23 protein-coding genes and 1 pseudogene are annotated in these 22,188 nt (G+C 55.7%); 11 read left to right on the top strand and 13 right to left on the bottom strand.

The genetic code is table 11. The annotated features are described in order from the left end of the window. Position 1: 1 nt before the first annotated feature. The 3 genes from spoT to gmk are packed head-to-tail and all read right to left on the bottom strand — an operon-like array spanning position 2 to position 3,085. Positions 2 to 2,113: a bifunctional GTP diphosphokinase/guanosine-3',5'-bis pyrophosphate 3'-pyrophosphohydrolase gene (spoT, locus tag ACTJJ1_RS23775; protein WP_006320163.1), complete on the bottom strand. Its 2,112-nt coding sequence runs from the start codon at positions 2,111 to 2,113 to the stop codon at positions 2 to 4. A gap of 18 nt (positions 2,114 to 2,131) precedes the next feature. After that, a complete protein-coding gene (rpoZ, locus tag ACTJJ1_RS23780; RefSeq protein WP_004953385.1) occupies positions 2,132 to 2,407 on the bottom strand; it encodes a DNA-directed RNA polymerase subunit omega in 276 nt (91 codons plus the stop codon). Positions 2,408 to 2,461: 54 nt separating this feature from the next. Next, positions 2,462 to 3,085: a guanylate kinase gene (gene gmk / locus ACTJJ1_RS23785; protein WP_004953384.1), complete on the bottom strand. Its 624-nt coding sequence runs from the start codon at positions 3,083 to 3,085 to the stop codon at positions 2,462 to 2,464. A 284-nt stretch (positions 3,086 to 3,369) separates the two neighbouring features. On the opposite strand from gmk, the gene ligB reads away from it, so the two are divergent. Next, positions 3,370 to 5,073 (top strand): NAD-dependent DNA ligase LigB, encoded by a 1,704-nt coding sequence (ligB, locus tag ACTJJ1_RS23790; RefSeq protein WP_440835595.1) that lies wholly within the window; start codon positions 3,370 to 3,372, stop codon positions 5,071 to 5,073. 7 nt (positions 5,074 to 5,080) lie between these two features. Here the strand turns inward: ligB and ACTJJ1_RS23795 are convergent, their stop codons facing one another. Further along, a complete protein-coding gene (locus tag ACTJJ1_RS23795) occupies positions 5,081 to 6,640 on the bottom strand; it encodes an MFS transporter (protein ID WP_004953380.1) in 1,560 nt (519 codons plus the stop codon). Positions 6,641 to 6,756: 116 nt separating this feature from the next. Between ACTJJ1_RS23795 and ACTJJ1_RS23800 the strand changes: the two genes are divergently transcribed. After that, positions 6,757 to 7,650 carry a LysR family transcriptional regulator gene (locus tag ACTJJ1_RS23800; protein ID WP_440835598.1) on the top strand — a complete coding sequence of 298 codons (894 nt, stop codon included), beginning with the start codon at positions 6,757 to 6,759 and terminating at the stop codon, positions 7,648 to 7,650. A 6-nt stretch (positions 7,651 to 7,656) separates the two neighbouring features. Here the strand turns inward: ACTJJ1_RS23800 and ACTJJ1_RS23805 are convergent, their stop codons facing one another. After that, the gene (locus ACTJJ1_RS23805) at positions 7,657 to 8,274 is read right to left on the bottom strand and encodes a trimeric intracellular cation channel family protein (protein WP_006320142.1); all 618 of its coding nucleotides are present in this window, start codon (positions 8,272 to 8,274) and stop codon (positions 7,657 to 7,659) included. A 298-nt stretch (positions 8,275 to 8,572) separates the two neighbouring features. Here ACTJJ1_RS23805 and ACTJJ1_RS23810 point away from each other — a divergent pair, with 298 nt between their 5' ends. Then, entirely contained in the window at positions 8,573 to 9,007 is a 435-nt protein-coding gene (locus ACTJJ1_RS23810; RefSeq protein ID WP_062789484.1) for a DUF3574 domain-containing protein, read from the top strand. A gap of 30 nt (positions 9,008 to 9,037) precedes the next feature. Here the strand turns inward: ACTJJ1_RS23810 and ACTJJ1_RS23815 are convergent, their stop codons facing one another. After that, positions 9,038 to 10,222, bottom strand: a complete 1,185-nt coding sequence (locus tag ACTJJ1_RS23815) for a NupC/NupG family nucleoside CNT transporter (RefSeq protein ID WP_004953372.1) — start codon at positions 10,220 to 10,222, stop codon at positions 9,038 to 9,040. Positions 10,223 to 10,566: 344 nt separating this feature from the next. Here ACTJJ1_RS23815 and ACTJJ1_RS23820 point away from each other — a divergent pair. Next, positions 10,567 to 10,873: pseudogene (locus tag ACTJJ1_RS23820) on the top strand (hypothetical protein). Between the two features lie 54 nt (positions 10,874 to 10,927). Here ACTJJ1_RS23820 and ACTJJ1_RS23825 read toward each other — a convergent pair. Next, entirely contained in the window at positions 10,928 to 11,791 is an 864-nt protein-coding gene (locus ACTJJ1_RS23825; RefSeq protein WP_006328929.1) for a YicC/YloC family endoribonuclease, read from the bottom strand. A 126-nt stretch (positions 11,792 to 11,917) separates the two neighbouring features. Between ACTJJ1_RS23825 and rph the strand changes: the two genes are divergently transcribed. Both rph and pyrE read left to right on the top strand, forming a co-directional pair. Beyond that, positions 11,918 to 12,634 (top strand): ribonuclease PH, encoded by a 717-nt coding sequence (rph, locus tag ACTJJ1_RS23830; protein ID WP_122289672.1) that lies wholly within the window; start codon positions 11,918 to 11,920, stop codon positions 12,632 to 12,634. A gap of 93 nt (positions 12,635 to 12,727) precedes the next feature. Then, the gene (gene pyrE / locus ACTJJ1_RS23835) at positions 12,728 to 13,369 is read left to right on the top strand and encodes an orotate phosphoribosyltransferase (RefSeq protein ID WP_004953362.1); all 642 of its coding nucleotides are present in this window, start codon (positions 12,728 to 12,730) and stop codon (positions 13,367 to 13,369) included. Positions 13,370 to 13,416: 47 nt separating this feature from the next. On the opposite strand, the gene slmA is transcribed toward pyrE, so the two are convergent. From slmA to coaBC, 3 genes are all read right to left on the bottom strand, one after another. Beyond that, a complete protein-coding gene (gene slmA, locus ACTJJ1_RS23840; protein ID WP_004953358.1) occupies positions 13,417 to 14,013 on the bottom strand; it encodes a nucleoid occlusion factor SlmA in 597 nt (198 codons plus the stop codon). A gap of 383 nt (positions 14,014 to 14,396) precedes the next feature. Beyond that, the gene (gene dut, locus ACTJJ1_RS23845; RefSeq protein ID WP_013815030.1) at positions 14,397 to 14,855 is read right to left on the bottom strand and encodes a dUTP diphosphatase; all 459 of its coding nucleotides are present in this window, start codon (positions 14,853 to 14,855) and stop codon (positions 14,397 to 14,399) included. Further along, the gene (coaBC, locus tag ACTJJ1_RS23850; protein WP_020439996.1) at positions 14,833 to 16,050 is read right to left on the bottom strand and encodes a bifunctional phosphopantothenoylcysteine decarboxylase/phosphopantothenate--cysteine ligase CoaBC; all 1,218 of its coding nucleotides are present in this window, start codon (positions 16,048 to 16,050) and stop codon (positions 14,833 to 14,835) included. The genes dut and coaBC overlap by 23 nt, the downstream gene beginning before the upstream one ends. A gap of 180 nt (positions 16,051 to 16,230) precedes the next feature. Here coaBC and radC point away from each other — a divergent pair, with 180 nt between their 5' ends. From radC to mutM, 4 genes are all read left to right on the top strand, one after another. Next, complete coding sequence (gene radC, locus ACTJJ1_RS23855; RefSeq protein WP_013815028.1) at positions 16,231 to 16,914, top strand: RadC family protein; 684 nt, start codon at positions 16,231 to 16,233, stop codon at positions 16,912 to 16,914. A 263-nt stretch (positions 16,915 to 17,177) separates the two neighbouring features. Next, on the top strand, positions 17,178 to 17,414 hold the full coding sequence (gene rpmB, locus ACTJJ1_RS23860; RefSeq protein ID WP_004953342.1) for a 50S ribosomal protein L28: 237 nt from the start codon (positions 17,178 to 17,180) through the stop codon (positions 17,412 to 17,414). A gap of 11 nt (positions 17,415 to 17,425) precedes the next feature. Next, a complete protein-coding gene (rpmG, locus tag ACTJJ1_RS23865; RefSeq protein WP_002208990.1) occupies positions 17,426 to 17,593 on the top strand; it encodes a 50S ribosomal protein L33 in 168 nt (55 codons plus the stop codon). Positions 17,594 to 17,672: 79 nt separating this feature from the next. Continuing rightward, positions 17,673 to 18,482 (top strand): bifunctional DNA-formamidopyrimidine glycosylase/DNA-(apurinic or apyrimidinic site) lyase, encoded by an 810-nt coding sequence (gene mutM, locus ACTJJ1_RS23870; RefSeq protein ID WP_004953327.1) that lies wholly within the window; start codon positions 17,673 to 17,675, stop codon positions 18,480 to 18,482. Here the strand turns inward: mutM and coaD are convergent, their stop codons facing one another. From coaD to waaA, 3 genes are read right to left on the bottom strand one after another with little or no spacing between them, the layout of a single operon-like run. Beyond that, a complete protein-coding gene (coaD, locus tag ACTJJ1_RS23875) occupies positions 18,483 to 18,968 on the bottom strand; it encodes a pantetheine-phosphate adenylyltransferase (RefSeq protein ID WP_004953325.1) in 486 nt (161 codons plus the stop codon). Between the two features lie 3 nt (positions 18,969 to 18,971). Next, positions 18,972 to 19,745: a glycosyltransferase family 2 protein gene (locus tag ACTJJ1_RS23880; protein ID WP_004953322.1), complete on the bottom strand. Its 774-nt coding sequence runs from the start codon at positions 19,743 to 19,745 to the stop codon at positions 18,972 to 18,974. Continuing rightward, positions 19,746 to 21,023, bottom strand: coding sequence for a lipid IV(A) 3-deoxy-D-manno-octulosonic acid transferase (waaA, locus tag ACTJJ1_RS23885; RefSeq protein ID WP_006328922.1), 1,278 nt, complete (start codon positions 21,021 to 21,023; stop codon positions 19,746 to 19,748). Positions 21,024 to 21,147: 124 nt separating this feature from the next. On the opposite strand from waaA, the gene ACTJJ1_RS23890 reads away from it, so the two are divergent. Then, positions 21,148 to 22,161 (top strand): glycosyltransferase family 9 protein, encoded by a 1,014-nt coding sequence (locus ACTJJ1_RS23890; protein WP_020439994.1) that lies wholly within the window; start codon positions 21,148 to 21,150, stop codon positions 22,159 to 22,161. Positions 22,162 to 22,188 lie beyond the last annotated feature (27 nt).

Genomic DNA, 22,188 nt, shown 5'->3' on the forward strand with positions numbered 1-22,188 from the left:
GCTAATTTCGGTTACGGTTAACTTTAATCACATCCGGCATGATACGGATTTTACGCATAATATTTGCCAGATGGATGCGATCGCGGGTGGTCAGGCGGATAAAGGCGCTATAAACCCGGCCGTCTTTCTCTTCGGTATTCAGGCTCTGAATATTGGACTCGGCCGCGTTGATGGCCGCCGTCAGGTTGGCCAGCGCGCCCTGATGGTTAAACATGTCCACTTTGATCTCGGCGATGAACTCCTGCTCGATGTCCTTATCCCACTCTACCGCCATGAATTTCTCAGGCTCTTTCTGGTAGCCGCGGATGTTTCGGCAGGATTCATGGTGGATCACCAGCCCTTTGCCCGGGCTGACGTGGGCAATGATCGGGTCGCCCGGAATAGGTCGGCAGCATTTGGCGAAGGTGATCAGCACGCCGTCTGCGCCCTTGATCGCCAGGTTACGAACCCCGGAGGAGGTGCCCAGGTTGGATTGGTCACCCTGCAGGTTTTTCGCCACCACCACGCTCATGGCATTGCCGAGGCCGATTTCAGCCAGCAGATCGTCCAGGGTCGCCAGCTTCATGCGATCCAGCTCGTGCTGGATATTTTCCGGTGGAATTTCTGCCAGTTTGCGGCTGCCGCCCAACGCATGGTTCAGCAAGCGGCGGCCGAGGCCGACCGAGTCATCGCGCTTGAGGTTTTTCAGCATCTGGCGGATTTTGGCGCGCGCTTTCGAGCTGACGACAAAGTTCAGCCAGGCGGCGTTTGGCCGGGCACCCGGTGCGGTGATGATTTCCACCGTCTGACCGCTGCTCAGCGACTGCGACAGCGGATAGGGCTGGCGATCGACGCGGGCGCCAACGCAGGCATGACCGATATCGGTATGCACCGCGTAGGCGAAGTCGACCGGCGTTGCGCCCGCAGGCAGTTCAACGATGCGGCCTTCCGGGGTGAAAACGTAAATCTCATCCGGGAACAGATCGGATTTCACGCTCTCGATAAATTCAAATGAACTGCCGGCGCTTTGCTGCAACTCCAACAAGCTTTGCATCCATCGCTGGGCGCGGATTTGCGCGGTAGTGCCGGTTTCGCCCTGTTCTTTTTCTTTATAAGCCCAGTGCGCGGCCACCCCCATTTCTGCCATCTGATCCATATCTTCGGTACGGATCTGCACCTCAACCGGCACGCCGTGAGGGCCGATCAGGGATGTGTGCAACGATTGGTAGCCGTTGGCTTTGGGAATGGCGATATAGTCTTTGACCCTGCCCGGGCGCGGTTTATACAGGCTGTGGGCCTGGCCCAGCACGCGGTAACAGGTATCGACTTCCTTCACGATCACCCGGAACGCATAGATGTCCATAATCGAATGGAACCGCTGTTCTTTCAGGTGCATCTTGAGGTAGATGGAATACAGATGCTTTTCTCGCCCGCTGACGCGGCAAGGAATGCCGGCTTCGTTCAATCGGCCTTCGATCTCGGAGAGAATCTTTTGGATCATCTCCTTACGGTTACCGCGAGCGGCTTTCACCACTTCTTTGATTACACGGTAGCGGTTCGGGTACAACGCCTCAAAACCCAGCTCTTCCAGCTCGGTCTTCAGGTGGTGAATACCCAGGCGATGGGCCAAGGGGCTGTAGATTTCCAGGGTTTCACGCGCGATACGCCGACGTTTGTCAGGACGCAGCGAACCCAGGGTACGCATATTGTGCGTGCGGTCGGCCAGCTTGATCAGCACGACGCGGATATCCTGCACCATCGCCATGATCATTTTGCGGAAGTTTTCCGCCTGGGCTTCTTTCTTATCCTGGAACTTCAGCTTGTCGAGCTTGGATACGCCTTCAACCAGTTCAGCGACGCTCTTGCCGAACAGTTGTTCCATATCCTGGTAGGTGGCCGGGGTGTCTTCGATGACGTCATGCAGCAGCGCTGCCATCAGCGTCTCATGGTCGAGACGCATTTCCGCCAGAATGCAGGCCACGGCGACCGGGTGAGTAATGTAGGGCTCACCGCTGGAGCGTGTCTGTCCCTCGTGAGCATCACGTGCAACGAGGTATGCCTGTTTGAGGCGCTTAATCTGCTCCTCAGGCAGGTAACGTTGAATCAGCAGATTCAGGCTTTCAAACAGGTACAAGGCAGACTCGCAGTCTAATTAACGACGACCTTCAGCAATTGCGGTAACCGCTTGAATTTCTGCGGCTTCCTGCTCTTGCTGCTCCTGACGATCACGAACATCGAGGATCTGGCTGGTGATCAGGCCTTCTTCGATTTCGCGCAGAGCGATAACGGTGTACTTGTCGTTTTCTTCCGGAACAAGTGCATCTTTACCGCCAGTCTGGATTTGACGTGCCCGACGAGCAGCGACCAACACCAGGTCAAAACGGTTACCAATTTTCTCTACAGCGTCTTGAACAGTTACGCGTGCCATATTTGTGCTACTCCACAGGTGACGAAAAGACTGGGCATAATACTGAAACTGTCTTCAGTCTGCCAATAGTTTGCTGATTAAAGCGTCATGCCGCAGTAATTGCCGGCCTAAACGCAGGCGCTCGGCGCGAATAATGGTTTTCAGATCGGACAGAGCCAGATCGAAATCATCGTTCACGATTAAATAATCATACTCCGCGTAGTGCGTCATTTCCGCTACGGCTTGCGCCATGCGTTTGGCGATCACGTCTTCGGAGTCTTGCCCGCGGCCACGCAAGCGGCGGCCAAGTTCATCCTTCGACGGCGGCAAAATAAAGATGCTGCGCGCCTGCGGCATTTTAGCGCGGATCTGCTGTGCGCCCTGCCAATCGATATCCAGGAAGACGTCTACGCCGGTCGACAGCACCTGCTCAATGGCGGCGCGTGAGGTCCCGTAATAGTTGCCGAACACTTCAGCATGCTCAAGAAACGCATCCTGCTCAATCATCCGGCGGAATTCATCTTTTGAGACGAAGAAATAATGTTCGCCGTGATGTTCACCCGGGCGGCTGTCGCGCGTGGTGTGCGAAACCGAAACCTGCGTGTCGTACAGCGGTTGCGTCTTTAACAAAGCCTGAATCAGACTTGATTTCCCTGCGCCACTGGGGGCAGAGACAATAAAAAGCGTGCCTTGAGCCATGATGATGTTCGTTGATAGCGGTTGATGTGCCAATAACAGCGGATGTGTATTTTCTCCGCACAGTATACACGGCTAACGCGCCGGGTGCAGCGTTAGCTCGCATTTTGCCCGCCGCTTTGTGCTGAAAAAACCGCTAAACGGCGGATTTGCGCAGCGGATCGGCAAATTTCCGCGATTTCATGTAACGCAGCCTTCCTTTCTCGAGCCGCTTGGCAGCACGGACAACTGGCCGTTGCCGAGACGTCGCTACCCGGTTTTACTGCCGGTTATCAGGGAGGTGCACCATGCGAAAATATGGAATACGGGTCGGGATGACGCTGTTGGGCGGGTTAATGTTCTGCGGTGCGCTGCGGGCGGAAAGTTGTCCGGCGTGGCGGCCGGAGCGGCTGCAACTGGAGATAACCGCGTTAAAAAACCAGCTTGAACGCTGGGATGTGGCCTATTACCAACAGGGTGACAGTTTAATTGAGGATCAGGTCTACGACAGCCTGCGGCAAAAGCTGCAGTTGTGGCACCGTTGCGCCGGGCTGGAAAGGGTCGAGGAGCCCAGTTCGCTTTTACCGGCGGGCAAGACGCCTCACCCGGTGGCGCACACCGGGCTGCATAAATTGGCGGATCCTGCCGCCGTGGACCAATGGCTGCGAGGCCGTAGCGATGTCTGGGTTCAGCCAAAGGTGGACGGCGTAGCTATTACTTTGGTGTATCGCGATGGGGAACTGGCGGCGGCGGTCAGCCGGGGAAACGGGCTACAGGGGGAAAACTGGCTGGAAAAGGTGCGGGCTATTCCGGCGATACCGGCGGCGGTGAAGGACGCTCCGGCGACGTTGATTCTGCAGGGCGAACTCTTTCTGATGGTGAACGGTCATCAGCAAAAGATTCATGGCGGCATCAATGCCCGATCCACGGTAGCCGGTGCGCTGATGAAAAACCGGCTTTCGCCGGTCTTGCAACAGATAGGTCTGTTTGTCTGGGCATGGCCGGATGGCCCAAAGGAAATGACTCAGCGTTTGCAGCAGCTTGCCGCAATGGGATTTCCTCTCGCGTTGGCTTATTCACAGCCCGTGAGTTCACTGGACGACGTGCGGCAATGGCGTGAGCGTTGGTATCGCGAAGCATTGCCCTTCGTCACGGATGGCGTGGTGATTCATCAGGCGCGTTCACCGCAAGGGCGCTATTGGCAGGCAAAGCCCGGTGATTGGGCGGTTGCCTGGAAGTATCCGCCGGTGCAGCAGGTCGCCAGGGTCAATGATGTCGAGTTCAGTGTAGGCCGTACCGGAAAGATTGCCGTGGTGCTGAAACTTGATCCTCTCAGGATGGATGATAAATGGGTCTCGCGGGTTAACCTGGGATCGCTGCCCCGCTGGCGGCAGTGGGCGGTTGTGCCCGGAGATCAGGTGGCTATTAGCCTGATGGGGAATGGGATCCCGCGTCTGGATAAAGTGGCCTGGCGGGCCACAGAAAGAATCGAGCCCAGTGCGCCGGCTGCCGATCGCTACCATGCTTTGAGTTGCTTTACCTGGCTGCCGGAGTGTCGCCAGCAGTTTCTGGCGCGGCTGGTGTGGTTGGGCGGCCCACAGGGACTCGGCCTGCACGGTGTCAGTGAATCTACCTGGCAGGTGCTGATTGATCAGGGGCTGGTGCGGCACTTGCTGGATTGGTTGGTGTTGACGCCGGAGCAACTGATGTCAGCGCCCGGCATCGGTGATAAACGCGGGCGAAGCATCCACCGGCAATTTCAGCTGGCGCGACAACAGCCGTTTGCTCGCTGGCTGATAGCCTTAGGCGTGCCGCTGAGCCTGCAACAAACGCAGGCGCTGAAAAGCTGGCATCAGATACGGCAACTCCCCGTAGGAGAGTGGCGAAAAATGACCGGGATAGGCGCGAAAAAGGCCGAGCAAATCACCGGTTTTCTACAGCATCCGCCATTTCTGACGCTGGTCAGCACGCTGGAGGCACAGGAAATAACAGGTTTTGTCGGAACCCAGTGATGTGCTGTTACTCCGTCGATCTCTCGACAAGTGAGGTTGCGTCTGTGGTCTGTGGATGCGTGCTCGGCGAGGGTGAGGCATGACGCAGGAAAATAAAAACGATGCCTGCGGATATCGCCGTCATTAATGCCAGAATATACAGCAGGTTATGAAACGCGGCTTCGTAGCTCTGTTTCAAGGCCGCAGTATCGACATTCAGCAGTGCCGCCGCTTGTTGCAGGTCGCCCATTGCCAGCCGATGGGCGCCGGCGGCCGCATTGGCCAGAGGAGAGCCCGGTAGATGCTGTTCAACCAGGGTGGCCAGCAACGCGCCTACCACGGCGAGTGCGATACCTTCGCCCGCCACGCGGACGGTGCTAAAAATGCCGGTAGCCATGCCTGCGCGATCCTTCGGTACCACGCTGACAGCCAAGCCATCCATTAATCCCCAGGGCAAGCTGATGCCGCAGCCAATGGTCAACAGCGGCAGAATCAATAGCACGAAGGGTTTCCCCGGCGCATATTGCGCCAGCCATAACAGGCCGAAGGCGCAGATCAGTAAACCCAGGCTGGAAATGATACCGGCGGAAAACCGGTGCGCCAACATGCCTGCAAGCACAGGCAATACCAGCATTGGCGCCGAGAGTGCGAACATAACGATACCCGCCTCCAGGGTGCCGTAACCTTCGATGCCAATAAAGCGCAGCGGGAGTAAAACCAGCAGCACCACGTAGGAATAGGCTGGGGCGGCCGCCAGAAACTGTACGCCGACAAAGCGCGGATAGCGGAATAAAGACAGATCAAGCATCGGCCTGCGCACGCGATTCTCGATCGCGACAAAGGCAATCATGAAAAGCAGCGCGCCGCTGAACAGGGCGATGACTCCACGGTTGCTCCAACCGCTGTCGGGGGCTTGCAGTACGGCATAAGTCAATAGTGTCAGAGCCAGCGTAAAGGTGGCCGCGCCGGGCCAGTCGAGTTTGGCCGCTGCGGGATCGCGCGACTCATGCATATAGCGTATACCGGCGAACAGGGCGATGGCGCTGAACAGCGACACGCTGATAAAAATCGCGCGCCAATCAAAATGCTGTACCAAAAAACCGGCCAGCAGCGGGCCAAATGCCAGGCCGATGCCAAAGGTGGTTCCCAACAGGCTGAAGGCTTTGGCGCGTTCTGCGCCATCGAATACCTGAGCCAGGCCTGCGGTTCCTCCGGCAAACGCCGCTGCGGCGGCAATACCCTGAAGCGCACGAATCACATCGAAGGCGATGATATCTTGCACCGTCAGCATAACCATTGAGCTTAGGGTAAGCACCGCCAGGCCGCTGATGAACACGCGTTTGCGGCCAAAGCGATCGGCGAGCGCGCCGGCAATCATCAGGCTGCAGCCAAAGGTCAGCATAAAGGCGTTGGTGACCCAACTGAGGGCGACTACGCTGCCGCCCAGGCTGGCGGCGATAGCGGGTAAAGAGACTGCCGGGCCGGTAAAGTTAATCGGCATAATCAACCCCGCCAGGCAGACGGAGAACAGGATAATCCAGCGTTGCGGATCGGGAGCGGGGTCTGGAAGACGGTGAGGATGGTTCATGATGAGCTCCAGCGGCAGTATTGTCGGTTGGGGTGGATGATAAAGTGGATTTAATTGGCTAAAAATGGGGCTATATTCCACTCTTTAAGGACAATAACGCTCTAATTGGAGATCCTATGGACAGCCTCAGTGGCCTATTGGCCTTTGTGCGCGCTGCCGAGCTACGCAGTTTTGTCGCCGCAGGTGAACGGCTGGGCGTGTCCGCCTCTGCCGTCGGGAAAAGCGTGGCCAGGCTTGAGGAATCGTTGGGCGTCAGGCTGTTTAACCGCAGCACCCGGCGTATCAATCTCACCGATGAGGGGGCGTTGTTTTTTGAACGCTGCCAACGCATCGTCAGCGAAATTGAAAATGCCGAAGCCGAAATGGCGAGGATCTCCGATGCGCCGCGCGGCAAGCTGCGCGTGAGTATGCCGGCTATCGGCTATCGAATGTTGGTACCTCTGCTTGCTGATTTCAGCGCGCTTTATCCCGAGGTTGAGCTGGACGTGGACTTCAATGACCGGATGGTGGATCTGATCGCCGAGGGAATCGACGTGGCGGTTCGCAGCGGTGAGTTGGCGGATTCCCGGCTGATGGCCCGGCGGCTGGGGCCGTTCCGGTTGATACTGGCGGGTGCGCCTGAGTATTTACAGCGTCGGGGTGTGCCGCAGGGGCCGGAAGATTTGCTCGAGCATGCCTGCCTGCGCTACCGCTACCCGGGGGGCCAGCAACTGCAGGAGTGGAGGTTGTTTTCTGAGGGAGAGCCGGTTTCCCAACGAATCCCGGTGACGCTGAGCTGCAACAGCATTGAAGCGCTGATCCACGCCACCCAGGAAGGATTGGGCATCGCTTACCTGCCGGATTTTACGCTGTGTTCGGCCATTAACGCCGGGCAACTGGTAGCGGTGTTGGATCAACATACGCAGGAGCAGGGATTTTTCTCAGCTCTGTGGCCGTCAAGCCGGCATATGCTGCCCAAGGTGAGGGTCTTTGTAGACTACCTGGCGCAGCATATGTTGCCTCTGAGGTGAGCCGTATTAATGGTCTGGATGCTGGTAGTTGAATACCGGCAGCCCCAGGCGAAAGCGCAGGGCGATCAAGCGGGCGCTCAGGCCGGCGACCAGCGTGATGATGACGACCAGGTTATGCGGCAGGCTGAAGTGTTGCAGGCCGATGTACAGCCAGGCGGCGGCGAAGGAAATACCGGCATAGATTTCCTTCTGGAAAACCAGAGGGATGCGGTTGCAAAGCATATCGCGCAGCACGCCACCGAACACGCCGGTGATGACAGCCGCAATGGCGGCGATGATAGGGCCGTGGCCCATATCCAGAGCGACCTGCGCCCCGATGATTGAAAATACAATCAGGCCAACGGCGTCCAGCACCAGGAACAGGCGACGCAAGTGGCGCATCAGCGGCGCTACCCAGGTAGTGACAATCGCGGCAATGGCGACAATCACGATATATTCAGGATGCTTGACCCACCCCAACGGAAAGTGCCCGAGCAGCATATCGCGCACCGAGCCACCGCCAATAGCTGTGGCCGAAGCGATAATAATCACGCCAAACATATCCATCTGGCGGCGGCCGGCAGCCAGCGCGCCGGTCATGGCTTCGGCGGTGATGCCGATGATATAAAGAATGCTCAGTAACATAAGGTATTCACAGGGTGGGCGGGAGTGAGTGTAAGGCCGAAAGGGTAATCGCCGACGGGGCATATCGCTACTGAGTTTTTCTAACCAATGCCTATTCGGATTACTTTAATTAATCTGGAAGTGGTTTATCTGACTTGTTATTGGCCTTTTTTAACCTTTCAATGACCATACAGGTATTAGATATTTCGTGTTAGTTTCTAGAGCTGACTATGCTTTTTGCATTCTATCTTTACGCTGCGCATCGGCGGTGTATTTCAGGCTGATGACGGGTGTGCCCATCGAGGAATATGAATATAAAATGAAAAATACTCCCATGCTGGCGGCGGCCTTGGTTACCGCCCTGTTGTTGAGCGGCTGTGTTGCAACGGCCCAAAATGCCACGCAGCAAAAACCGAAGGTTTGCGGCACCGGCGATCCGATGGTCCAAACCACGCTCTATTTCGGTTTGAACCGCCCAACCGGACCGGTGATTACCGCAGCAGAGTGGCAGGGTTTTGTCGATCGGCAGGTAACGCCGCGCTTTAAAGACGGTCTGTCGGTGTTTGATGCCAAAGGGCAGTGGCTGGGCAATGATGGCAAACTGGCACGCGAAAACAGCAAGGCGTTAATGCTGATACATGCGCCGGGCAAGGAGAGTGAAACCAACATCGAGGCGCTGCGCAGCAGCTATAAGCAGCAGTTTGCGCAGGATTCGGTGATGCGCGTTGATGCGCCGGTGTGCGTCGCGTTCTGAGGTGATCCCGGCCGGAGCCGGGATATTGACTTACAGCACCAACCCTGCGATGGCTGCCGAGAGCAGGCTGACCAGCGTTGAACCATAGACCAGCTTCAGGCCAAAGCGGGATACCACGTTGCCTTGTCGTTCATTCAGCCCTTTGATCGCCCCAGCGACGATGCCGATAGAGGCAAAGTTGGCAAAGGAGACGAGGAACACGGACAAAATACCCAGGCCGCGCGGCGACAGTTCCGTCGCAATTTTCTTCAACTCGATCATCGCCACGAATTCATTGGCCACCAACTTGGTCGCCATGATGCTGCCGGCCCGCAACGCATCCTGTGCCGGGATGCCGATCAACCAGGCCAGCGGATAAAACACGTAGCCCAGAATTTGCTGGAAGCTGATGCCGAACACGGCCGAGAACAGAGCATTTACCGCAGAGATCAGCGCAATAAAACCAATCAGCATCGCGGCGATAATCATCGCAATCTTGAAGCCCGCCAGAATGTATTCGCCCAGCATTTCAAAGAAGCTCTGATCTTCATGCAGTTTGTTCAGTTTCAGTTCAGGCTCATCGTCCAGTTGATAAGGGTTGATGATCGACAGAATGATAAAGGTGCTGAACATATTGAGGATCAGTGCCGCAACCACGTATTGCGCATCGATCATCGACATGTAGGCGCCAACGATGGACATGGAGACCGTCGACATGGCGGTTGCGGCCATGGTGTACATGCGGCGCGGCGAAATATCGCCGATGATCCCCTTATAGGCGATGAAGTTTTCCGACTGACCGAGTACCAGCGTGCTGACGGCGTTGAAAGACTCCAGCTTGCCCATGCCGTTAACCTTGGACAGCAGGGTGCCGACCAGGCGGATAATCAGCGGCAAAATACGAAAGTGCTGCAAAATACCGATTAGCGCGGAAATAAAGATAATCGGGCACAAAACGCCCAGGAAAATGAACGCCAGCCCGTCCTTGCTCATGCCACCGAAAACAAAGTCGGAGCCTTGCGCTGCGTAGGTCAGCAGCGTTTCAAAGAAGCCGGCGACGTGTCTGATTACGCTGAGGCCACTTTCTGAATGCAGGAAGAAATAGGCGAGTGCACCTTCAATGACCAACAGCTGAATAATATAGCGCAGGCGGATTTTCTTGCGATCGTTGCTGACCAGCAACGCCAGGGCGATGATCACCACCAGGGCGAAAATAAATTGCAGAATTTGCGGCATAAAGGGTCCGTACGGCTTGCGGGCATGAAAAAAACACATTTAGCCACAGCTTCGCCTGCCTTTCATTACCTTACGTGATAATTAGAACAAAATACTTCGGGCGGCTGGTATGGGTTATGGATTGTCATTCTCTGGGTGATCGTCGCAGTTTTTCGTAAAAGCCTCGCTTTTACGGCGCAGATGCCTGTAAACCCATCGCCGATGGAGCGGGCCGGCTGGAATCTGTCCCGCATAATCTGAACGTCATCCCGCTTAACTATTGATTTTTTCCTCGCTGAGAGAGAAAAAGAGTTCACTATTTCGCCGCAAAAGACGGCCTACTTTCTCAGGATGAGGATGCGGATATGAAGACACAGGCAATGTTGCGGGCGCTGGCAAATGGCATTAACCCCGAGACGGGGGAGTTGCTGGGTACGGCGTCAATGACCGGTTCGCCGGAGGCGATTCGGCTACTGTTTGCATTGGCCGAGTGAGCCGGAGCGCCAGAAGAAAGTAAAGCTCTCACCGGAAGAGCGGCTGCAGGAGAGCTATGCAGAGGGCGGAACGCTTGAGGCATTGAGCAGCGAATTTGAACGCACCACTTGGGCCATAGCCGTTCAACTGCAAAAATTGGGGCTAATTACCGAACAGCAGGCGGCTAGGTATATATAGGGTTGGTTCATAAAAAAACCCGCATAGCGCGGGTTTTGGTTAGTGAAGAAAATATCACTCGATGTTCTGGATCTGCTCGCGCATTTGCTCGATCAGCACTTTCAGTTCGATAGCGGAAGTGGTGACTTCGGCATTAATCGACTTGGACGCCAGCGTGTTCGATTCGCGGTTAAACTCCTGCATCATAAAGTCGAGGCGGCGGCCCACGGCTTCTTTCTTCTTCAGGATGTTATGCGTTTCTTTTACGTGGGCTTCCAGACGGTCCAGCTCTTCGGCAACGTCAATACGTTGCGCCATCAACACCAGCTCCTGTTCCAGGCGAGTGTTTTCCAACTGCACCTGAGCTTCTTCCAGCTTGCTGACCAGGCGCTCACGCTGCCATTGCAGGATGTTTGGCATCTGGGCGCGCACTTTGATCACTTCGGCGCTGACGCCGTCGAGGCGCTGTTCGATCAGGGCTTTCAGCGCGGTGCCTTCGCTTTCGCGAGCGGTGATGAAATCATCCAATGCGCTATCCAGAGCCTGCATCAGCTGTGCGCTGATGGCGTCCAGATCCTGCTCCTGAGCAGACATCACACCCGGCCAACGCAAGACGTCGATAGGATCGATTTCCCCTTCGTCGCTCTGCATTTTTACCCAGTTGGCGGCTTCAACCAGCTGTTTAGCCAGTTTTTCGTTCAGGATCAGCGAGCTTTGCGCGCTCGGGTCCAGCTCGAAGCGCAGGTTGCATTCCACTTTGCCACGGGTCAGACGGCCACGGATACGTTCGCGGATCACCGGCTCCAGGCTGCGGAATTGCTCCGGTAAACGGATGTAGGTTTCTAGATAGCGTTGGTTAACGGAACGCAGCTCCCAAGCTGCGCTGCCCCATTCACCCTTGATTTCACTCCGTGCGTAGGCGGTCATGCTGCGGATCATTGATGCGTACCCGTAATAGGAAAAGATGGAACGATTATAACGTTGGACCTCCGGGCAGGATAGGCATTACGTCACGAAGCCCGTATAATGCGCAGCCAATCGTAGATTAGAAGCCGGAGAGAACCCATGCGTCCTGCAGGCAGAGCACCACAACAAGTTCGCCCACTGACACTGACCCGTCACTATACCAAACACGCTGAAGGTTCAGTGCTGGTTGAGTTTGGCGATACCAAAGTTTTGTGCACCGCCACGGTAGAAGAGGGCGTTCCGCGCTTCCTGAAAGGTCAGGGCCAGGGTTGGATCACCGCCGAATACGGCATGCTGCCGCGCTCTACCCACAGCCGTAACGCTCGCGAGGCCGCAAAAGGCAAGCAGGGCGGCCGTACGCTGGAAATTCAGCGCCTGATCGCCCGTTCGCTGCGTGCGGCGGTCGATCTGAAAAAACTGGGTGAGTTCACCATTACCCTGGATTGCGACGTACTGCAGGCTGATGGCGGCACCCGCACCGCCTCCATTTCCGGTGCCTGCGTTGCGCTGGCTGATGCGCTTAATGCATTGGTTGCTGCGGGCAAACTGAAGGCCAACCCAATGAAAGGGCTGGTGGCTGCAGTGTCTGTCGGTATCGTCAAGGGCGAAGCGCTGTGCGATCTGGAGTACGTCGAAGACTCTGCGGCAGAAACCGATATGAACGTGGTGATGATGGAAGACGGCCGCATGATCGAGGTGCAGGGCACCGCCGAGGGCGAACCTTTCAGCCACGAAGAGCTGTTGGCGCTGTTGGCGCTGGCTCGAGGGGGCATCGAAACCATCTTCCAGGCGCAGAAAGCGGCGCTGGCAGAGTAATTTTTAAGGCGACTGAAGAGTCGCCTTTTTTACGCCCGACTATCGGGTGGCAGTAATAACAGATCTAACAGACCCAGACGAGGAGAAGCAGTAATGAAAGCCTATCAGCGCCAGTTTATCGAGTTCGCGCTTAACAAGCAGGTATTGAAATTCGGTGAGTTCACTCTGAAATCCGGCCGTACCAGCCCGTATTTCTTTAATGCCGGCCTGTTTAATACCGGGCGTGATCTCGCGTTGTTAGGACGCTTCTACGCCGAAGCGCTGATGGACTCCGGCATCGATTTTGATCTGCTGTTTGGCCCGGCATACAAAGGTATCCCGATCGCCACCACCACGGCGGTAGCGCTGGCGGAACACCATGAACGCGACGTACCTTACTGCTTTAACCGTAAAGAAGCCAAAACCCACGGCGAAGGCGGCACTTTGGTGGGCAGCCCGCTGCAGGGCCGAGTGATGCTGGTGGACGATGTGATCACCGCCGGCACCGCAATCCGTGAGTCGATGGAAATCATCGGTGCCAGCGGTGCGACGTTGGCCGGGGTGTTGATCTCCCTGGACCGTCAGGAACGCGGGCGTGCGGAGATTTCAGCTATTCAGGAAGTCGAGCGCGACTATCACTGTAAGGTGATTTCCATCGTGACGCTGAAAGATCTGATTGCTTATCTGGAAGAGAAACCGGAAATGGCGGCGAGTCTGGCGGCGGTGCGCGCCTATCGTGAACAGTACGGGGTTTAACGCGCTATTCACGTTGTCAGGCGCGCCAAAACGCGCCTGACAACGGTTTATTGCAGCTGTGCCGCCAGCAGCGGCCAGCGGCCGTCGAAGTCTTGCGTAGGACGGTAACGGAACTCGGAGCGCACGTAGCGTGACAGCATACCTTCGCAGAAGGCCAGCAGTTGGCTGGCCAGCAGCGTTTCATCCACGACAAAGCCTTTGCCTTCCCGCAGTTTGCGCTCTTTCAGTACCTGCCGCAGCTGCGCCTCTATACGTTCAAACAGCTGGCTGATCCTTCCCTGCAAACGGTCCTGCTCAAACATCAGCGCATGGCCGGTCATGATGCGCGTCAGGCCAGGGTTACGTTCGGCAAACCCCAAGATCAGCAACAGGATCAGACGCAGGCGGTTAAAGGTTTCTTTTTCGTCCTGCAGGATCAGGTTGATGCGCGTTATCAGGCTGTCTTCAATAAATTCGATCAGACTGTCGAACATCCGTGTTTTGCTGGGAAAATGCCGATACAACGCAGCTTCGGAGACACCGACGTTAGCGGCCAGTTTCGCAGTGGTGATACGCTGGCTGCCGTCGCTGGATTCCAGCATCTGGGCTAACGCCTGCAGTATTTCCTCGCGCCTGTTCCTTTTGGTATTTTCTTTTTCTGCCATGTCTGATTAGACCCTTGCTAAAACTGCTTAGACTTTCGGAAACCCGCGCACCGGCCATTGCAGAGAGATCTCTGTGCGGCTTATGTGATAGCTTTTTTACGATGCTGGGGTCAGCGGCCTTAACGACCTGTGTTCTCCGCGCGACCTGGTGTGCACTGTAATCGTTGCCGGACAAACCTTGCCATATACCCGCCATACTTGAAGCTGCATCTGTGTTGGCTGCACCCACTCACCCCGTAGGGGCCAGCGCAAGCGCTGTTCAACAAAGCCACGGCTTTGTTGTGATGCAACTTCAATTATCTTGGGTATAGAAATGTCCTTCTCTCTGGGCGGCAAGATTTCGGACGACATTTCCCTGCCGACAATCAAGTCTTGGGCTGCGCTTAGTGGCGACCCGAGTGGCCAAAGCCACCTGCGCCACGTTCGCTGCTGTCGAACTCTTCTACCAGATTGAACTCAGCTTGCACAACAGGCACAAAGACCATTTGCGCGATACGTTCGCCAGGTTCAATGGTGAAGGATTTTTGGCCGCGGTTCCAGACGGAAACCATCAGTTGGCCCTGGTAGTCGGAGTCGATCAGGCCAACCAGGTTGCCCAGCACCACGCCGTGCTTGTGGCCCAAACCTGAGCGCGGCAAGATCACCGCCGCCAGATCGGTGTCGGCAATGTGAATAGCCAGACCGGTAGGCAGCAACGTGGTTTCACCCGGCGCCAGTTCAACCGCGGTGTCCAGGCAGGCGCGCAGATCGAGACCGGCTGAACCCGGGGTAGCGTAGGTCGGTAAAGGGAAATCCTGTCCGATACGCGGGTCGAGGATTTTAACGTCGATTTTTTTCATCATAACGGCTGACTATCTCGTCTATTAAACGTTGGCCAAGGAGTGCCTTATCGCTCAGCGCCAGGCGCTTTTCTCCATTCTGCCAAAAAAGGTGCAAGGCATTGGTGTCACTGTTAAACCCATGCTCTGCAAGCGATACATCATTAGCGCAAATTAAATCCAGTTTCTTACGCGCCAGTTTTTGTCGCGCGTATTCTTCCACATTCTGGGTTTCGGCGGCAAACCCCACGACAAAGGGGCGATTTTTAGTCATTGCGGCGACGCCGGCAACGATGTCGGGGTTTTTTACCATTTTGAGGATGATTTCATCACCCTGTTTTTTTATTTTTTCACCGGCGATCTGCCCGGCACGGTAATCGGCTACGGCGGCACAGGAAATGAAAATGTCCTGCTGGGCGGCGCGCTGCTGTACTGCGTGTTCCATTTCCAGCGCACTGATGACGTCTACCCGGGTTACCGACGGCGGCGTCGGCTGGTTGACCGGACCGGCAATCAAGGTGACTTGCGCACCGCGTGCGGCGGCGGCTTGGGCGATAGAGAAGCCCATTTTACCGGAACTGTGATTGCTGATGAAACGCACCGGGTCCAGCGCTTCACGCGTTGGGCCGGCGGTGATCATAATCTTTAAATGTTGCAAATCTTGTGAAGCGGAGAAATAACCGTTCGCCAGATCGACGATGTTCAAGGGATCGAGCATGCGGCCCGGCCCAATATCGCCACAAGCCTGGCTGCCGCTGTCCGGGCCCCACAGCAACATGCCGCGTGCCTGCAGCGTTTGCAGATTGGCTTGGGTGGCGGTGGCGCGATACATCTGTTGGTTCATGGCAGGCGCTGCGGCTATCGGTGCGTCGGTCGCCAGGCAAAGGGTCGTCAGCAGATCGTTGGCCATGCCGGCAGCGACGCGTGCCAGCAGATCGGCGGTAGCTGGGGCAAGAATCACTAAATCCGCCCATTTTCCGAGCTCTATGTGACCCATTGCGGCTTCGGCTGCGGGATCCAGCAGATCGTCGGAGACCGGATAGCCGGAAACCGCCTGCAGCGTCAGCGGCGTGATGAACGCTTTCGCCGCGCCGGTCATTACCACACGCACTTCCGCGCCTCTGTCACGCAGGCGGCGCACCAGTTCTGGGCATTTGTACGCAGCGATACCGCCACTGATGCCAAGCACAATATGTTTGCCGGAAAGTCCCGTCATCATGATTGTCCGATTGAAAACCGAAAGATGCGCCATTTTAGCATAACCGCCAGACAGGTGAGCGATTCCGCTGTCTCTGCAGCTCGTTACATTGCGCTTTGCGCAGCACTTCGCAATGTTATCAAACACCTGTCGTTACCCTTTGTTCCGCATGGCATGCTTGGACGCTTTCGGGGGGTGATGATGAGCAGTCAGGTAATGACCTTATGGCCGGGAGCGTTAGCGCCCCGGGAAAAGTTACTGCGGTACGGCGCGGCGGCGCTGTCCGATGCGGAGTTGCTGGCGATTTTTCTGCGTACCGGGTTTCCCGGCCTGCATGTCATGCAACTGGCGGAGCAGCTGTTGGGGCAGTTTGGCTCGCTGTATCATCTGATGTCGGCAGACCATCAGGTTTTCTGCAGCCACAAAGGATTGGGCAATTCGAGCTATGCGCAGCTTCAGGCGATTTCAGAATTGGCGTTTCGCTTCTTTTCCAGCCATCTGGCGCAGGAAAACGCCATGCTCAATCCCAAAATAACGCAGCATTATCTGCAAAGCTTACTGGCGCACCGTGAGCGGGAGGTATTTTTGGTATTGTTTTTAGACAATCAGCACCGCGTTATTCGCCATCAGGAGATGTTTGCTGGTACCATCAGCAGCGTCGTCGTGCACCCGAGAGAAATTGTGCGTGAAGCGTTGAAGGCTAATGCGGCCGCCATTATTCTGGCGCATAATCATCCTTCGGGTAAGGCTGAACCCAGTCACGCTGACCGTTTGATAACAGAGCATGTGGTTAATGCCTGCCTGTTATTGGAGATCCGAGTGCTCGATCATTTGGTGATAGGTCGGGGTGAATGCGTCTCTTTTGCCGAGCGCGGATGGCTTTAAGCGATTTTTTCGCGATCCTTCGGGGATCTTTAGCTGTTCGGGACTTGAGCACTTACGCCTCAGAGCGTATACTACGCCACCTTTGAGAATCTTGGGTTTGGCGTAAGAGCCTATCTCAGCAGGTTTCTAACCTGATGTGTGGTTTCTGACCTGATGACGGGAGTCTCCTCAGTATGGAGTTTGCTGAGATGGGCTCTAAAAGCCTGACGAGGCGGCCATACCCTATACGAAGCTCGAGCTGATTTGATTTTTGGAGAATAGACATGTCCCGAGTCTGCCAAGTTACTGGCAAGCGCCCGGTGAGCGGTAACAACCGTTCCCACGCAATGAACGCGACCAAACGCCGTTTTCTGCCGAACCTGCACTCACACCGTTTTTGGGTTGAGGCTGAGAAGCGCTTTGTAACGCTGCGTGTATCTGCTAAAGGTATGCGTGTTATCGATAAGAAGGGTATTGAGACGGTCTTGGCCGATCTGCGTACCCGTGGTGAGAAGTATTAAGGAACTGCATCATGGCTAAAGGTGTTCGCGAGAAGATCAAGCTGGTTTCTTCTGCTGGTACTGGTCACTTCTATACCACCACGAAGAACAAGCGTACTAAGCCGGAAAAATTGGAACTGAAGAAATTCGATCCAGTTGTCCGTCAACACGTACTGTACAAAGAAGCTAAAATTAAATAATTTTAGTGGATTAATAAAAACCCAGCTTAGGCTGGGTTTTTTGTTTTATAAGGGTAGAAAACCGACGGGAGAGCGCTAGATGCCTGAATTACCAGAAGTTGAGACCAGCCGACGTGGTATTGAACCTTATCTTGTCGGCCATAGCATTCAGTATGCGGTGGTGCGCAACGCGCGGCTGCGTTGGCCTGTTTCCGAGCAAATTCTGGCGCTGAGCGACCGACCGGTACGCAGCGTACAACGCCGCGCCAAGTATCTGCTGATTGAACTGGACCACGGCTGGATTATCGTCCATTTGGGGATGTCCGGTAGCCTGCGTATGCTGGCTGAGGAAACCGAAGCCGGTAAGCACGACCATGTTGATCTGGTGATCAGCAACGGCATGACGCTGCGTTATACCGATCCCCGCCGTTTTGGCGCCTGGCTGTGGTGCGAAGACCTGGCGAACAGCAATGTGCTGGCCCACCTTGGGCCGGAACCGCTAAGTGAAGCCTTTACTGGCGCCTACCTGTACGAAAAATCGCGCAATAAGCGCACGCTGATCAAACCCTGGCTGATGGATAACAAGCTGGTCGTAGGGGTTGGCAATATCTACGCCAGCGAATCACTGTTCACCGCCGGGATCCTGCCCGATCGCCCGGCCGCTTCGCTGAGCAAAACGGAAGCTGAGTTGCTGGTGGAGACTATCAAGGCGGTATTGCTACGCTCGATTGAGCAAGGGGGTACCACATTGCGCGATTTCCTGCAGTCGGACGGTAAACCAGGCTATTTCGCGCAAGAATTGCAGGTGTATGGTCGTGCGGGTGAGCCTTGCCGCGCGTGCGGCACGCCGATTGAATCCGCTAAACACGGGCAGCGCAGTACCTTCTTCTGCCGTCGCTGCCAACGCTGATTATTGTACGGCGAGCCTTTCCATCAGTGCCTGGGTGACCACGTCCGGCAGGAAAGGTGCGATATCGCCGCCGTGGCGCGCCACTTCCTTCACCAGAGAGGAAGAGATAAACGACCACTCTTCGGAAGGCATCAGGAACACGCTTTCCAGCGTTGGCATCAGGTGGCGGTTCATGTTCGCCAACTGCAATTCATATTCAAAGTCAGACACCGCACGCAGGCCGCGCACCAGAATATTGGCATTTTGGTGGGCGGCAAAATGCGCCATCAGCTCACTGAATCCCAACACTTCGACATTATCCAGATGCGATGTCACCTGAGTGGCTAACGCCACGCGCTCTTCCAGCGTGAACAGCGGTTTTTTGCTTGGGCTGGCGGCAATGGCCAGAATGACGTGATCGAACATCAATGACGCGCGCGTCACCAAATCCAGGTGGCCGTTAGTCAGGGGATCGAAAGTACCGGGATAAATGGCTTTACTGGTCATGATTCACTTCTCTGAAGAGTTGCGGCCCAATGCCCACAATGCGGCATATTTATTGAAGGTATATTGCGCGTTGACCACGGCTAACAGCAACCCCTGTTTACCGTCGAGGAAGCCGGCGCGCAGCAGCCAGGTTTTGCAGAAGGCACCGAGAGTATGAGTCAGTATGGAGGAGTAACCGCAGCGCTTGCCGGCCTGATGACGCTGATTGGCCCATTCTTCGGCATAACGCAACTGCTTGCGCTGGAAAGCGAAAAAGTCGCGACAGGTCAGGTGTAGCAGATCGCCGCTGAGGGGCACCACTTTCGCGGCGCCGATATTGAGCGATTCATGCACCAGATCGTCGTTATAGCGATAGCGTCGGTTGGCGTACAGCCGGTTGACGCGATCCGGATACCACCCGCTGTGACGCATAAAACGTCCAAGGAACAGGTTGCGGCGCGCACAACTGTAGACCTGATTGTCGTCAGGCGCGGCCAAGGTCTGTTCAATCGACTGGCGCAGTTCGGGGGTGACGCGCTCGTCAGCGTCGATCATCAGAATATAGTCGTGGCTGGCGTAGCTTTGAGCCAATTGGCGCTGTTTGCCGAAGCCCTGCCAGTCGGTATGGACGAACACTTTGGCACCGAGGTTTTCGGCAATGGCGATGCTGTCATCCTGGCTGCCCGAATCGAGAATGACCACTTCGTCCGCCCAGGCCACAGAGTTCAGGCAATCCGGCAGCAGCCCGGCTTCGTTCTTGGCGATGATCACCACCGACAGGCTTTTGCGGTCGCTCATTTAATGGCTCCGTGGCGGCAGGTGCGGTTCCAACAGTTGCAGCAGGCGCTGCAGCGCTCCCTGATTCTGATACAGCACTTCCACGGCGTGGCGGCCGTAATAGCGGCGATAGTCTTCGTCGGTGAGCAGAGTGGCGACTTCCTTGACCAGCGAGTCCTCGTCGGCCACGGTGATCAGCCCTTCGGCCTGCGATAACTTGGCGCAGATATCTTTAAAGTTGAAGATATGCGGCCCCATCAGCACCGGAATGGCATGTGCGGCTGCTTCCAGCGGATTATGCCCGCCGCGTTCCACCAGGCTGCCGCCGACAAAGGCCAGGTCGGCAATGCCGTACAGCAGCATCAGTTCGCCCATGGTATCGCCAATCACCACCTGGGTGCTGCCGGAGGGGATTTCACCGCTGCTGCGCAGGGTGTAGCTGAAACCGGCTTTCTGCACCAGTTCTTTGGCGGTAGAGAAACGTTCAGGGTGACGCGGCACCAGGATCAGCAGCAGGTCGGGATGTTTTTCCAGCAGCTTGCGGTGTGCCGCCAGCAGAATGGTTTCTTCACCTTCATGAGTGCTGGTCGCGATCCACACCGGGCGACGCGGTGCCCATTGGCGGCGTAACGTGATCGCGCGCGCAGCCAGCTCGGGAGTGACGGAAATGTCGAATTTCAGGCTGCCGGTCACGGTCAGCTGCGAGCGTTTCAGGCCAAGTTCGATAAAGCGTTCGCCATCTTCCTGATTTTGCGCGGCGATTAGCGTAATGCGGCGCAGCATGTCGCGGACAAAACCGCCGATTTTTTTATAACCGGCGGCAGAGCGAGCGGAAAGGCGTGCGTTGGCGATCACCAGCGGGATCTGACGCTGATGCAGCGCGTTAATCAGATTTGGCCACAGCTCGGTCTCCATGATGATAACCAGCTTGGGGTTCACCTGATCGAGGAAACGGCGCATGGAGCCGGGCAGGTCGTAAGGCAGATAAACATGATGAACGTCTTTACCGAAAGCGGACTGAACGCGCTCTGAACCAGTTGGCGTCATCGTGGTCACAGTAATCGGTAAATAGGGATAGCGGTGTCGCAGCGCGCGGACCAACGGGATGGCTGCCAGCGTTTCCCCCACGGAGACGGAATGCAGCATGATGCCGCCCGGCACCACTTTTCCGGCGCAGAAGCCATAGCGTTCTGCCCAGCGTTTACGGTAGGCTGGAGCTTTGCGGCTGCGCAGCAGTAAGCGGAGCCAGATCAGGGGTTGGATGAGGTAGAGTAGTACCTGATATAAACGCAGCAACATTCTATCAATTTCATTATATGGGTTAGTCAGAATAGTACCATAACTGGAAGGGAAAGGCGCTAATTTGGTAACCTTTGGTGTCAGTTTTAGACAACAGGCGAGAGATTTCGCTGATAGGCTTGGAATGAAGAATATTTTAATTATTCGCCGTGACAATATTGGCGATCTTGTTTGTACGACTCCTTTGATTGAAGGGGTGAAAATTGCCTATCCGGATGCCAAACTTTATCTGTTAATCAATAAAGTCAGCCAGGATGTCGTTAAAAACAACCCGCACCTTGAAAAGGTTTTCGTCTATAAAAAGGCAAAGCACAAGGCGAAAAATGAAACGACATTAGGGGTTTATTTTGAGCGTCTGATGATTTTTCTTAAGCTGCGTAAAATAAAATTCGACGCGGCGATCCTGGCCAACCCGGTTCCTTGCAAGTACAGCCTGCGGTTGGCGAAAATGGCGGGGGTAAGCAATATTATCGGCGCAGATTTAGGTACGCCTGATATTCATCATCCTTTCCGTAAGGAAAATTTCAGCGGCAAGCATCAGGTAGAGCATACTTACAGCTACCTATCGGCGATTACCGAACAGCGCATCCCGATCCCGCCGGTCCGCGTGTTTTTGGCCCCGGAAGAGCGCCAGCAGGCGGCGCAACGTTTGCAGAAACTCTTGCCGCCTGTCGGGCGAGTTTGCGCGGTCCATATCAGCAGTCGCAGCCCTAAACGTCGCTGGCCGATAGAACGCTATGCCGAAATTATCAATCGCTTAGTCGCCGATCAGAACACCGCAGTGCTGATTTTCTGGTCCCCGCAAGGCACGTTGACGCCTGACGATATCGGTGACCAAAAACGTGCAGAGCAGTTGTTGGCGCTGTGTCAGAATGAACGCGTGGCGCTTTACCCGACGGCCTCGGTGCGGGAATTACTGGCCGGTTTTGATTTATGCGACAGGGTATTGTGCAGCGATGGCGGGCAGATGCATCTGGCTGCGGCGTTGAATAAAGATATGGTGGTCTTTTTTGGCGATACGGATAAAGAATCCTGGCATCCCTGGACGGGGCGTTATCACATTCTGCAGACCGAATCGGGTGATTGTATTGATGTGTCCGTTGACGATGTCTGGCAAAAAATACAAACGTTCGATTAATTAAAGTAAGGGCAGGGAATTCCCTGC

Source organism: Serratia sp. 22264, from assembly GCF_052045345.1.
GTDB lineage: Bacteria > Pseudomonadota > Gammaproteobacteria > Enterobacterales > Enterobacteriaceae > Serratia > Serratia plymuthica.